Source organism: Rhizobium acidisoli (assembly GCF_002531755.2).
In the GTDB taxonomy this organism is placed as follows: Bacteria; Pseudomonadota; Alphaproteobacteria; order Rhizobiales; family Rhizobiaceae; genus Rhizobium; species Rhizobium acidisoli.
In genome coordinates this window covers 785,432-798,395 of record NZ_CP034998.1, presented here as the reverse complement: position 1 = coordinate 798,395, position 12,964 = coordinate 785,432, and the positions used below count along the sequence as shown (strand labels likewise).

General features: G+C 61.1%; 12 protein-coding genes and 2 pseudogenes. 4 read left to right on the top strand and 10 right to left on the bottom strand.

Annotated elements, in window-relative coordinates:
* Window positions 1–2 precede the first annotated feature (2 nt).
* From CO657_RS03985 to CO657_RS03970, 4 genes are all read left to right on the top strand, one after another.
* Window positions 3–752 carry an FkbM family methyltransferase gene (locus CO657_RS03985; RefSeq protein ID WP_054181595.1) on the top strand — a complete coding sequence of 250 codons (750 nt, stop codon included), beginning with the start codon at window positions 3–5 and terminating at the stop codon, window positions 750–752.
* A 16-nt stretch (window positions 753–768) separates the two neighbouring features.
* Window positions 769–1,632, top strand: a complete 864-nt coding sequence (locus tag CO657_RS03980) for an FkbM family methyltransferase (RefSeq protein WP_054181594.1) — start codon at window positions 769–771, stop codon at window positions 1,630–1,632.
* A gap of 141 nt (window positions 1,633–1,773) precedes the next feature.
* A complete protein-coding gene (locus CO657_RS03975; RefSeq protein ID WP_054181593.1) occupies window positions 1,774–2,781 on the top strand; it encodes a fatty acid desaturase family protein in 1,008 nt (335 codons plus the stop codon).
* A 224-nt stretch (window positions 2,782–3,005) separates the two neighbouring features.
* Entirely contained in the window at window positions 3,006–3,770 is a 765-nt protein-coding gene (locus CO657_RS03970; RefSeq protein ID WP_245292938.1) for a class I SAM-dependent methyltransferase, read from the top strand.
* Window positions 3,771–3,839: 69 nt separating this feature from the next.
* Here CO657_RS03970 and CO657_RS37205 read toward each other — a convergent pair whose 3' ends face one another.
* The 10 genes and pseudogenes from CO657_RS37205 to CO657_RS03920 all read right to left on the bottom strand — a co-directional run.
* Window positions 3,840–5,909 carry a hypothetical protein gene (locus CO657_RS37205; protein WP_164918665.1) on the bottom strand — a complete coding sequence of 690 codons (2,070 nt, stop codon included), beginning with the start codon at window positions 5,907–5,909 and terminating at the stop codon, window positions 3,840–3,842.
* A 150-nt stretch (window positions 5,910–6,059) separates the two neighbouring features.
* Window positions 6,060–6,377 carry a hypothetical protein gene (locus CO657_RS03955; protein ID WP_003587928.1) on the bottom strand — a complete coding sequence of 106 codons (318 nt, stop codon included), beginning with the start codon at window positions 6,375–6,377 and terminating at the stop codon, window positions 6,060–6,062.
* Window positions 6,374–7,381 (bottom strand): tail fiber domain-containing protein, encoded by a 1,008-nt coding sequence (locus tag CO657_RS03950; protein ID WP_054181591.1) that lies wholly within the window; start codon window positions 7,379–7,381, stop codon window positions 6,374–6,376. Before CO657_RS03950 ends, CO657_RS03955 begins: the two co-directional genes overlap by 4 nt.
* The gene (locus tag CO657_RS03945) at window positions 7,347–7,763 is read right to left on the bottom strand and encodes a GNAT family N-acetyltransferase (RefSeq protein ID WP_054181590.1); all 417 of its coding nucleotides are present in this window, start codon (window positions 7,761–7,763) and stop codon (window positions 7,347–7,349) included. Before CO657_RS03945 ends, CO657_RS03950 begins: the two co-directional genes overlap by 35 nt.
* Complete coding sequence (locus tag CO657_RS03940) at window positions 7,760–9,583, bottom strand: hypothetical protein (protein WP_054181589.1); 1,824 nt, start codon at window positions 9,581–9,583, stop codon at window positions 7,760–7,762. Before CO657_RS03940 ends, CO657_RS03945 begins: the two co-directional genes overlap by 4 nt.
* On the bottom strand, window positions 9,580–10,287 hold the full coding sequence (locus CO657_RS03935; RefSeq protein ID WP_054181588.1) for a phage adaptor protein: 708 nt from the start codon (window positions 10,285–10,287) through the stop codon (window positions 9,580–9,582). Before CO657_RS03935 ends, CO657_RS03940 begins: the two co-directional genes overlap by 4 nt.
* A gap of 52 nt (window positions 10,288–10,339) precedes the next feature.
* Window positions 10,340–10,472, bottom strand: a pseudogene (locus CO657_RS38195) (endonuclease domain-containing protein); the annotation flags it as partial.
* A 7-nt stretch (window positions 10,473–10,479) separates the two neighbouring features.
* Window positions 10,480–11,043 carry a hypothetical protein gene (locus CO657_RS03930; protein ID WP_054181587.1) on the bottom strand — a complete coding sequence of 188 codons (564 nt, stop codon included), beginning with the start codon at window positions 11,041–11,043 and terminating at the stop codon, window positions 10,480–10,482.
* A gap of 203 nt (window positions 11,044–11,246) precedes the next feature.
* Window positions 11,247–12,032, bottom strand: coding sequence for a hypothetical protein (locus CO657_RS03925; RefSeq protein ID WP_054181586.1), 786 nt, complete (start codon window positions 12,030–12,032; stop codon window positions 11,247–11,249).
* Window positions 12,033–12,056: 24 nt separating this feature from the next.
* A pseudogene (locus tag CO657_RS03920) lies at window positions 12,057–12,833 on the bottom strand (phage major capsid protein); the annotation flags it as partial.
* Window positions 12,834–12,964: the final 131 nt, after the last annotated feature.

Genomic DNA, 12,964 nt, shown 5'->3' with positions numbered 1-12,964 from the left:
GGATGGTTTTGCTACGTCTCGCCGATTGGCTCTATCGGCATTGTTATCCCCTTTATTATCCTCTCTATTCCGTATGGAAGGCAGTTTCAGAACGACGTGAGCGCGCTTTGATGCGTGAGCTGATTTCGCCGGGCATGATCGTCGCAGATATCGGTGCAAATATCGGAATATATACCCGCATGTTCTCCGCGCTGACGGGAACGACCGGCCATGTCCATGCCTTCGAACCGGCGCCGGCGAACTTCGAAAAGCTTGAAGCAACGGTAGCCGGCGTGTCGAATGTATCCCTGCAGCACGCCGCGGTAGGAGCGGCCAGCGGTACCACAAGGCTGTATGTTTCGGCCGAGCTGAATGTCGATCACCGAACATTTGATAGTGGCGATGGGCGAGTGAGCATCGACGTCCCATTGGTGAAGCTAGACGATTACTTTTCGCCAGGGCAGCGGGTCGATTTTATCAAAATCGATGTTCAGGGATATGAGCTGAGCGTTCTGCAGGGTGCCGAGCGGGTCCTGCGGGACAATCGCGACATTCGGGTATTCATGGAGTTCTGGCCTTATGGTTTGTCGAAAGCGTCCGTGAACCCGGCCGAACTCACCAATTTCCTACAGATGCTGAATTTCGAGTTCCACAACATAGCGGATCCACCTGGCACTGCTTTCAATTACGAGAGCCTTGATCCAAAAAACGCTGGCCAATATTGCAATCTGATCGTTGCAAGAAGAGCGCCCGCCAACCCCAATATCACTTAAAGGCGACGTGCGGACAATGTTATCCACCAGCAACAAAATCCTGATCGCTCGCTCTCTATCCAAAGCTGTCTTGTTCGTCCGGGGTTGCGTTGGCTTACCCGCAACCGTCATAACGAAGCGCCGCGGAATAAATTGGTCGCTGGACCTTAGAGACGGCGTTGATTTCGCGATCTACCTATTGGGCGGGTTCGAGGTCAGAACGCTCGACAGGTATAGAGAGCTGATAGGGGAAGGAGACATAGTCCTCGATATCGGCGCCAATGTGGGTTCTCATACGTTGCCCCTGGCGCAATTGGTGGGCGGAGCCGGCAGGGTAATCTCTTTCGAGCCGACGGCTCATGCGTTCGCGAAACAGAAAGCCAATATTTCGCTCAACCCGACGCTCGCCCAGCGCATCGACGCTTACCAGGTGATGCTTATGGCAAGTGCGGCCGAAGCGATGCCCGAAGCGGTCTATTCAAGCTGGCCGCTCGAAGTTGCTGAAGATCTGCATAGCGAACACCACGGTCGCCTCATGTCGACACAGGGCGCCCGGCTCGGCACCCTGGACGAAACATTGCGGGATCTTGGGGTCGGCAAGGTCGATTTCATAAAACTTGACGTCGACGGAAACGAGCTTGCGGTTCTACTTGGGGCGACCGTGACTCTCAAAAAGTTCCAGCCGCGTATAATGCTTGAATTGGCCCCCTATGTTTATGCTGAAAATCCCGGAGACTTCGACAGATTGTTGGAGCTTCTCTGGGAGGGCGGTTACGAAATTGGTGAAATGGCATCTGGCAGGAAGCTGCCCGAAGACGCCGACAAAGTACGCGCGATGATCGCGGAAGGTGGCGGTATGAATGTGCTGGTTAGAAGCAAGAGTTCAAAGGAAGTTGGATAACTTACTTCGAGGGTCCTAGAATGTATAGGAAAGGAGGTCCGTCGCTACCGCGACGGATTCGTTTGTAAGATTTGAGCGTCGCCTTTCAGCCCGGCGCTTGCAGATGCTTTCAAATTTCGAAACCTGAGGATTGGTCACTGCATGGATGCGCAGTTCAATGAATGCATGAAGGTAGCGAGAAGGCTTGTCGACCAGAGCTTCCTTGAATCGTTGAAACAGCCTCAACCGCGCGCAATTATCGTGGCGACGACGATGGTCTGGGTTCAGATCGTCATCTCCTGGGCGATCGCGCTCTTCGGCCCTTGGTGGGTGCTATGGCTGCCATTCCTGATTAACTCCGCGGTAACGCAGGGCATGTTGCTTTGGGTTCACGAGGCGTCGCATTTCCACCTCTTCTCCAGCCGCAACAAAAACGATATCTGGTGCGATATATTCTTTGCCGCGCCTGTCGGGATGTCAGTCGGCGCATATCGACTACGCCACATGAGCCACCATGCACATCTGGGTACAGAGAAGGATGAGGATGGTTACCCCTATCGCGAGCCGATCAAGGGCTTCCGGGCGCTCGCGTGGGTCATGGTAAAGGCGCTGAGCGGTGGCATGGGCGTGTGGCTGGCGGCTGACAAATACGGTGGTCTGGCTCGAAAGAAAGCATCGGGTAACTCGCTGTCGCCTTCCTGGTTAGCGCCGATGGTGACCATCCTCTTCAACGGCTTGCTGTTTGCACTCTGCATCGCCACGGGCCGATGGTATCTCTACATTCTGTTATGGGGTTATCCCATCGCTGCCGTCGCAATCGCCCTGAATATCATACGCACCATCGCGGAGCATCAGCCCGAGGACTATCCACTTTACGAGGACGGACGGGAGCGGGCCATGATGCCTCTTGCCAGGACGACAGTCCCTAATTGGTTTGAGAAATGGCTTATGTACCAGGCTAATTTCAACTATCACATCGAACACCATCTTTTTCCCGCCATTCCGCAGCACAATCTCGCAAAACTTCATAGGCACCTGCTCAAAGGTGGTTTCTACGAGCATTTTCCGAGGTGCCTGCAGCGCAGTGGTTTTGCAAAATTCATCCGACTCTCGAGAAATCGTAAGAACAATGATTTCTCAGATTCGGTTCAAGATGCGTTGGCTCTCTAGGGTCTAAGGTATTGAACGCGGCAAACATGAACTCTCAAGCGACAACTCATATAAGATCAACCCCTACAACGTGCAGCGGTTGCGGCAGTAACAGCTCCACCGTTGTCGCTACCGGGCGCGACTATATATATCACGGCAGTGAAGACTCCTTCAGATACGTCCGATGCGATGGATGTGGTCATTTCTATCTCAATCCGAGGCCCGACATCAGCCAACTGTCTTTGATGTATCCGGCGAACTACGGCACCTTCTCGAACAGATTTCAGGGCCGCGCAAATCTCCTTGGGCGAGTAAAGACCATCGTCAATCGAAAGCGCCTTAAGGGTGTTGTCGCGCATCTCCCTTTGCGGGGAAGAGTGCTCGATGTAGGATGCGGCAACGGCGAACTTTTGATTGCACTTCGTCAAGCGCGTCCTGATCTCGAGCTCTTCGGTCTCGATTGGCATTTCCCGGCTGAAACGCGTACCGCCCTGGAAAAACAAGGAATTAATCTAGTCGAAGCGCCGCTCGAAGCTGCGGAACTGCCGGCCCAGCCATTTGATCTCATCGTCATGCTCCAGCTTATAGAACACCTTTGGGAGCCGGAAGAGAGTTTGCGGCGCCTTGTCCTCGCCTTGGCGAAGGATGGCCGGCTGTTGATCGAAACGCCTAATACTGACGGCTGGGACAGACAGCTGTTTGCGGGCTGTGCATGGGGCGGATATTATTTCCCGCGGCATTTGAACCTTTACAATTTTGAGCGATTGGCCGAACTCCTGCGCAGGGTGGGGCTAACTGTCGAATCTCAACGCAATCTTCCGGCTCCTTTGATCTGGATTTACTCCCTGCAAGGCGCTGTGCAGGCGCGTTTCGGCTGGAAGAGCTCCTTGACGAAGATTTTCGGCGTCAAAAATATACCCTTGATTGCTGCCTTTGCTTTTCTTGATATCGCCGCCATCGCGATGAGGTTTACAACGTCAAACCAACAGGCAGTATCGAGGAAGGTATAGCCGCCATGGTGGCTGCGCCGGTGCCGAATGAGCTTTCGCGCGTTGCTGCCCCGGAAGCCCAAATTTAGGCTACCAAAGGCCACTTTGCCCCCGGGCCAGGAGTGCACGCACGAGCGCGGCCCCAGGCCCTTCGCGGGTCTGGTTCATCGTCTGCCGCGGAATGCGAGAGTCCGGTTTCGGTGTCGAAATGGGCGGGTTGTCAGGCAGGGCCAAGGGATCGGCGGCGCCGTCAGTCTGGTACTGCGGCAGAAAGCTCTTTGCTCTTGCGAACCGGTTTGCGGCTTCCTGGTTCCCCGGAACATTGTAATCTCGAAAAGCCCAAGCTCTGTTCATCAGGCGTTGCGCCTCCTCGAGCGATTGAGCGGCGTTCAGCCTGGTGATCAGGCGAGGGTCCTCCTGCAGGAAGAACTCGGCCTGTGTCTGCGGGCTGATCGCACCCGGCTTTTCGCCCTTGGCGGCGGCGAAGTCGTAAAGTGCCTGCAGTCGGGTGTTACGCCACGACATGATGGCGCCTGATCTGCCGGGCTTTCCGCTCTTGCTTGGGTCGGACCAGGAACTATTGGCTCTCTTGGCCGAGAACTGGCTTTCGGACTGGCCCGTCGAGGCGATAGCCGCAAGACCATAAGGGTTGGTCACCTTGATGATCGACCCATCCCGCTGCTTATAGCCGTTCTTGATCGTACCCATGAAGCCGTCGAAGACATCGGCGTCGACGGGTTGCTGGCGGGGAGTGCCCCTTACCGCCTGCCGATCGTGGCGGCTGGGTTTTGGCGTAGGAACGGGCACTTTGCCCGTTGGAACGAAGGGATCGTCGCCAGGCAGCTGGGGCGCGGTCGCGGGCTGCTGGCGGCGCTCGTCCGTCGTCATCTGCGGATCGGGATATTCCGGCCGCGGCGTCGGAATGGGCACCTTGGTCCGCGTAGGGACGGCATGCGCGGTCCCAGCGGTCTGTGCCGCGATCGCCGCTTCAATCATACTGTCCGGATAAAGAGCGCCCGATGTTCCCTGCTCCTGAGTGACGAGGGCGCGAACGAACTTCTTTGCCATAGCCGGGTCGTTCAGTTGGAGATCGTCGTCAGGGCCGATGCCCATCATTTGCGCAACGTGGGCAGCCGCCGTAAAAGATTTAGGCGTCCAGCCGCTGTCGCCAGCGATCATCTGGTTCGGCGTCAGCATGCCCTTTCGATACTTCCTCATGATCTGCCAGATATTGTGCCGCATGCCCGCTTCCGGCGTGGCATAGACGACTTGCGGATCGCCCTGGTCGGTGTTCTCGGAAGGGCCGATGATCCCTGGCCCATGCTGCCCGACGTATTTGAGATTGGCGGGATTGTTGTTGCGCATGCCGGCCGGCAGGTTGGCGCTACGAACGGGATCGGACAGAATCGTTTGAAGCTCTGCCCCGTCGTTTGCGGATCCGGCGGCGCCGCCGCCAGCAATTGGCGCCGCGGGCTGTTGGCGGCGTTCGTCGGTCGTGACCTGCGGGTCGCGATAGCCAGGTTTCGGCGAGGGAATGGGTCCGTTGTCAGGCAGCGGAGCGAAGACGTCGTCGCCTGGTTCATCGGCCGCCATCGGCTGCTCGCGGCGATAGTCGGTCGTAACCATCGGGTCGCGATAAGGCCGCGGCGTCGGAATGGGAAGGTTGGCGGGCGGTGCGAAGGGATCGTCGCCAGGCTGCTCGGCCGCCCGGCGATAGTCCGTCGTGACCATCGGGTCGCGATAGGGCTTCGGCGTCGGAATAGGCCCGTTGTCGGGCAGCGGCGCGAAGAGACCGGCGCCGGGCTGGGCGGCCGGGGCCATCGGCTGTTCGCCGCGATCGTCCGTCGTCATCAGCGGGTCGAGACTGGGTCTTTCCGGCGGAACGGGCCCGTTGTCGGGCAGCGGCGCGAAGGGATAGTCGCCCGGATCGCCGGCCGGCGCCGCGCTGCCCTCGCCGCTTGCCTGCTGCTCCTGCTGGCGGATCGCCAGCCCGCCCAGAAGCGCCTGGACAAGACGCGCGGCCCCTTGCCAGGGGGATTGTACGGGGCCTGAATTCATGCCCTGCTGCAGCATGGCATCAGCCAGCTGCTTGCGCCGGTCGCTGATGTCGCCCTGTGTCTTGCCGGTATCGCCGCCGAAAATGAATGACGCTAGTGACATTGGTCCACTGCCCTTTCGTAGAAGACGCGGTCGAAACCGTCTGTCTGGATGGATTTTTCACACATTGTTGAACATGAGGCCGATCTGGATCGGACCGTCGTCCCTGTATCGGAACCGATCAGCACGCCGTTACCCCGCTGATGTCCTAGTTCAGCCGTCAATCCGGCGCGTCGGCCCACCACCGAAGAACAGCGACAGGAAGCCGGGAGAGGCCGGCGCTGGTTTGGAAGGCTGGCCTGTCGAAACGCCGGCACCTTGACCGGCGCCTGCCTGCTGCTCCTGCCGCTGTTGACGAACCGCCAAGCCGCCGAGCCCGCCTTCGGCAAGCCGCGCGATCCCTTCCCACGGCGATTGCACCGGGCTCGCATCCATGCCCTGCTCCAGCATGGCGTAGGCCAGTTGCTTGCGCTTGTCGTCGATGTCGGCCTGGGTCCTGCCGGTATTGCCGCCTGAGATGGTTGGGATCATGCCACTGCCCTCTCGTAATCGACGCGATCGAAACCGTCGGCAGCTTCGAACACGGCATCCGGGTGGACCCCGCGCACGTCATCCGACATCAGGCCGAGCTGCATCGGGCCGCCGTCCTTGTAGCGGAAGGCGTAGACCGGCAGGCCGTTATCCAGGGTGCCGACCCGTCTGATGTCTTCCTTCAGCCGCCGGTCGGATTTCATCGCCCAGCCTCCGAGCAGTGAGCCGCCGAGGCCGAAGAGACCGCCCATCGCGGCGTTCGACTGGGCGACCTGCTGATTGTACTGGCCCATCTTCTGATTGTAGTTCTCATTGATCAGGCCGGCCTGGTCGACGTTCGGCAGCTGCGTCGTCGGGGTGTTGACGTAGCTCGGCTGGTGGACCTGCGATCCCGACATCAGCGCCGAAATCTCGTTCAGCGGCTGGTTGCGCTCGGTCAGGATCGAATTCTGGGCATTCGAATACATGTCGCCGAGATACTGGTCGGAGGCCGCCTGCTTGCGGGTGGAAAAATCGCGCAGCGCATTGTCGTAGGCCGCCGAGCCCATCGAGATGCCTTTGTCGGCCAGGCTCTGGTCGAGGCTCGCCTGATCGCGATCCCACTGGTTGTTGAAGCCGGACTGCCAGTGATCGTTGACGTATTTGTCGACATTGCCGGCGCTCAAATCGACATTGGTGCCGAGGATGCCTGAGATCTTGCCGGTCTGGTCGTTGGCGAGCTTGGCGAGGCCGAGCTGGGTCTGCTGCGTCTGGTCGTAGATCGCCTGGTTCTGAGGCGAATAGGTCTGATAGGCGGAATAGACCGGCAGCTCATATGTCTTGCCGTTCTGATCCTTCATGATGCTCTTGCTGGTCTGCTTGTATTCCAGCGAACCGTCGGGTGTGTACTGGTTGGTGTGGCTCAAGCCGGCATTGGCGATGGCGGTGTCGACGTTCGTCGCTGTCTGCGCGGCCGCGGTCTGTGTCGGATCAGGCGCCTTCGGGGCCTTTGGCGTGGAGACCATAGGGGAAATCCTCCTTCATGATTGCGTAAAGCAGCGCGTCGCAGTCGCCGAAATAGGCCTGCTGGCGGCCTTCCAGGCGTGCGCCGAGCCTTGCGAGCATCGTCTGGGCGTCAAGGTTGTCGGCCTGTGTCCTGGCGGTTGCGCGCCGGCAGCCGAGCTGATGCACGACGTAGTGAAACACCGATCGCATCAGCGTCCGCGTCAGCCGGTCGGCGGCAAGCGAGACCTCGACATCATGCGCGGTCCAGACGTTGAAGACGAAGCCGGCAATGATCCGGCCGCGGTCGACATGAGCAAGCGCGGTGTAAGGCGGGTGGAAGCTGACGCCGATCCGGCCGGCGACCCAGGCAGCGATGTCCTCGCGCGGTTCGGAGACGATCAAATCGGCGCGCCCTTTTCGTAAAGCACCGAGCCGCCGACGACGGCCGCCTCGGAGACGGAGCCGGAGGAGCCGGAAATCAGCGCGCGGATCGTCGGCGCCAAGGCCGAGCCGGCGCCGCCGGCGGAGGCGAATTTGCGCACCAGCGAAACGCCGGGGAATTTCGAGACTCCCCAGACCGCCGTTCCCCATTTCGCCGCCGCGTTGTTTTCGACCGACGACAGCAGCGCTGTGGGAATCTTGGTCTGGTAATCCACCGAGATCCCGCCATACATCAGCGAGGAAACGCCGATCTGCGCCGTCACCCCGATCAGCTTCGAGAGCTTGGTCGAAAGCCCGTCGCCATAGCGGCTCCAGGCGCCGACCATCAGTGCGTCGATCGCCACGCCATTGTCGTTGGCGCCGACCTCGGCCTCATAGACCGTGCCGTCGCCGGCGCCGAAGAACAGCCGATCCTGCCAGCTCGCCCAGCAGGAGGCGGGCATGCCGACGAAGCGGCACCAGGCGCCGGTTTCGGTGTTCATGACATATTGATAGGGGCCGAAGGAGGACGGCAGGTTGACGATCGCCATCTGCCGCGCCGGGAAGCTCGAAAGCTGCCATTCCTGCGAGGTCGTGCCGGTTGCCGCCACCGTCTCGCGCCATGTCGGGCCGATTCTCGCAGTAATCGCCCCGAGGCTGGTGGCGCCGCGGTCGAGCTGCACCGCCTTGGTGATCGGCACGATGCCATCGGTCGTCATGATCGCCAGATCCGCGCCGACCGACAGCAGGCATCGGTCGCTGCCGAGCGGCCGGCCGAGCTTGAAGGTGCCGATCAGCCCCCAGTTCGCAATACTCGATGGATCGGAACCCTGGAAGACGATCACCTCGCCTTCCGAGGAGATCAGCACCAGGCACTGCTGCAGGCCCGTGGAAACCGGAATCGTCCAGACGTTGATCGCAACCAGCGTGCCGCCGTATTTCATGTTGCCGCCGACCGGCAGAACCGTCGCCGCGCCGCTGACGGCGTCGGTGGCGAGATACCAGACATTGGTCGAATTCTTCTCGATGAACCACAGGCGCGAGCGATAGGCCGTCACCGCGATCAGCAGCGACGAGTCCGATATGCCTGATATCATCGTCGAGGCGACGTAAGGCGTGGCGACCGCGCCCTTTTCGAGCTGCGCATTGGTGACCGTTCCCGTCACGGTGACGACAAGCGTGCCGGCCGCGGGCGTGAAGGGAAGCGACACGCGGTTGTTGACGCCGGTGCCGTTCAGCGTACCGGAGAAGGCGCCGGAGAGCGTGACGGAGCCGGTACCGAAGAAGCTCAGCGTATAGGGCGTGTTGCGGACGGCGACGTTCTGGGTGGCGAGCGCTGCCGTGCCCACCAGAAAATTATTCGTCCAGGAGGTGCCGTTGAAAAGCAGCGGCGTGTCGAGGCCGTTGACGAGACGCAGGAATTCCTGGCCGGCCGGGTTGGTATATTGCTGCACCGACCAATGGGCGCTCGCCATGCCCGAGACGACAGGCGCACCGGCAGCGCCGCCCACCGTGACGTCGAAGATCTTGTCGCCGGCAGCGGCAAACAGCCTGTTGCTGACGCCCGAATAGGGGATGACCGTCTGCACGTCGCCGCCAAGGCCGGTTGAGAAGGCAAGGAAGCCGTAGCGGGCGCGCACACGGTTGGCCTCGGGGAAGAAATTGTCGAGCTGAAACGCCGCATCCGCGGGCATATCCGCCATCTCGACATCGGTTCGCCAGCCGCCGATCGGCGCGATCCAGTCCTTGCTCGGCGAAACGCGGCCGGTGCGCCCATTCGGAGGGACAGGTCTGCGGGTCATGGATTTGCCACCGTGATCGTGCCGGGCCAATAATTCTCAGGCGCTTCACCCCTCGCCGGCAGCGAGAGGCCGACAGGGCTTGCCGCCCGGTCGGCGCCGATCGCCGATTCCTTGGATCGCTCGAAACTGGCGATCTCCTCGCCGTAATCGAGGCCCTTGGCCCGCTTCCAGCGCCAGATCAGCGAGAGTTCGAGAAGGTCTTCGGGAAAACGGGCGGTATCGGTGTCGTTTGCCCAATTCGCCGCAGTGGTCGCGCCGCCATTCACCGCCACCCAGAAGCCGGAGATATAGGCATATTCCATCGTCTCGCCCGAGACGTTCGGGTAGATGTCGAGCTTGCCGCCGGCCATGCGCCAGATCTGCGGCACCGGGTTGGAATTGAGGATCGTCTGGCGCTGCCAGGTCTGCGGCTCGACAGGGCCGTTGAGCTGCCAGAGGCGCGAGGCGTTCCAGATCTTGGCATTGGCGGCGAAGCGGTTCCAGTCATCCGGCGGCTCGGCCGGTTCCGGATTTGCACCGGTCGCCACGAACTGCCGCCGCACCATCAGCGCCGACCAGTCATGCTCGCGCACCAGGTCGCGGCCGGCGCGGGTGGAGAGGATGCGCAGCTGCATGATCTGCGGATCCGCCGAAGACATGACGGCCGTCGGCGGATCGAGGTCGATTTCCGCGCAGACGTTCTGAATGATGGTCAAGAGCGACATGCGCGGATCTCCTGTTCAGGGCGGTGGGCGTGGCGGGACAGGTGTGCCGTGTGGCCCCCTCATCCGCCTGCCGGCACCTTCTCCCTGCTGGGGAGAAGAGACAGGTGGCGGCGTCTCGATTCTCCCTTCTCCCCAGCGGGGAGAAGGTGGCCCGAAGGGTCGGATGAGGGGGCTGCTTGCGTCAGCGCATCTTCAGGCTGCTTGCCGACCTCGGGACTTGCTGCCGCTTTCGCTTTCGAGCGCCTCGAAGCGCGAGGCCATCTCCTTCATCTGCGCCTGCAGGCGGGTGACCTCGTCCTTCAGCCGCTCGTTTTCGGCGGCAAAGGCGGACGCCGCGCTGGAGTTTTCGGCAGTGGCGAGATAGGCCCGGGCGGCGGCGGTAAGCTCGTTGGCGCCCATGCCGATCTTCTGCTTGGCGGTGTCGGAAAGGGCTGCGAGCTGCTCGACGGTATAGATGTTGACCGCCTCCATCTCCTTGATCTGGCTGGGCTTGAGATAGGGCCATTGCGAAAGCGGCGTGCCGGTCAGCTGCTCACGGGCCTCGGCGCCTTCCTTGAACCGTTTGTAGGCGTCGGAAAAGCGCTGTTTGTCGTTGTCGGTCACCTCACGGTAGACCTCGGTATGTTTGTCGCCGGCGATGAAGATGCGGACGAATTCCTTGTCGGCAAAAATCGGCCGGCCTTCCTTCTCGGTCAGAAAGGTCTGTTCGACCGGTTCGAGGCTGAAGGAGGCATAGATTCCGGTGTTGTCGGGCATTTGCTGGTCTCGCTGTTGATGGCGGGGAAGTGAATGAGCGGGGAGAAGCATCCCCTCCTCGTCATCCTCGGCCTTGTGCCGAGGATCTGCTGCGCATCGACCGGCGGCAGATGCTCGGGACAAGCCCGAGCATGACGGAAGAGAAGTTTGCAGGCCTTGTTGGTAGCCATGACGGGCGCCGAAACGCCCGTTGATTGCTTGATTTAGTTCACCTTCGACAAATATGGCCGCATCAGCGTCGCTTCGAGTACGCCCGTCGCGGTGATGGTGATACCAGTGCCGTTGGCCGTCGCGTTGGCCGAGAGGGTGATGCTCTGGACGACGCCGTTCGGGCTGTAGGTGATGCCCGCAATCGTCGTGCCGCCGGCAATACCGGTGCCGGCGACCGCGGCACCGATGAACGGGCCGGAGCCGGCACTCAGGCCGGCAATGCCCCCCAGCAGGTTGGAGCCGTTGACGGTGGTTGCGGTGAACGTCTGGTTGGCGGCGGCAAAGTTGACGTTGGCGATCGCCTTGGTGGTTGCGGTGGCCGAGGCCGGGGCGCTCGCCTGACCTGCGGTGGCGGTGGTTTCGGCAACGACGAGGGCCGCCGTTGCGGTGGCCACCTGCGACGGCGCCTGGCCGTTGCGCTGCAGCCAGACGTAATAGGTGCCGGCTGCGAGCGTAATGGCCCCGACTGGGCCGCCGGTCAGTGTCGGCGGCTGGGCGGCCCCCGAAAAGACGCCGCAGCGCTGGCCGACGACGGCGGCGGCCGTCGTCAGCAGCGAAGCGACATAATCCCTGGTCCACTGGAACCACTGGCCGGGCTGAAGGGTGGTCTGCGAGGCCAGCACCAGCTGGCAATAGACCCATTCGGATTCACGATCGCCGCCGGCAATCGCGCCAAGGGCAAAGTTCGGCCCGGGAATACCGGAGCCGGAAACGATCGGGCCTTCGACGACGAACGGGTTCGCGCCAAGACGATCGGACTGGATTGTTGCGACCGACATTTGCTTTGTTCCTTTCGTGGACGATCAGGCGAACAACACGCCCTGCAGGAAGGCGTTGTTCATGGTGAGGTTGCCGGCAAAGCCCATCAGCTGGACGAAGGCATCCTGGTTGGTGTTCATGCGCTCATCGCCGATCGGCGCCATGTCGCGGTCGCGGTGCGGGCGGTAGAACAGGTATTTGGTGTTCAGGAAGAACATCTGGTTGAGTGGAGCGCCGCCACCGAAGCCGCCGTCGAAGATCACGTCGGCGCCCATGTATTGCAGCGACTGGAAGCCGGCCATGCCCTTGTCGGCCGAGGTGATGCGCTGGATTGCCTGCAGCGATTCCCAGTAGAGGCGGAAGAAGTTGTTGTCGGCGACGACGAGATCGGGCGCGTCGGAGCCGCGGACGCAAGACATATAGAGCCGGTTCATATAGCTCTGGATGTTGGCGTTGGTGGCGGCCGCGCCACCATCGGCCGAGGCCGAGAATTTCTGGTTGCGCCAGAAACCCCAGGTGGCGCGCGAGATGCCGCCGACGGTGCCGGAGGTCGGCGAGGTCGAGATCAACAGCTGCAGGCCGCCGATCTGCCGCCCGCCATCGGCCGTGCCGTCGGAATAGCAGTCGAGCGCGATGTTGTTTTTCAACGTGGTTTCGGCGTTCTCGATGCGCTGCTCGAGAAGATCGAGGATCGCATCCTCGCCCGAATTCTGCAGCTGTTCGAGGCCCGACATGGAGACGGCGACCGCAGCCTGCTTGAGGTCGTATTCGGCAGCGGTGATGACGTCGGAGGGCTGGACGTTCAGGATATCGTAACCAGAGTCAGTTCTGTTATCGCAGAGGCTCTTTATCCCCTGCTTCTTCACCTTGCGCCAACTCAGTGAAGCTCAGACTATATCTTCCCATTTGCTATGGGCCGGGATTTCGTGGGCAGATTATTCTTTCGTCACTG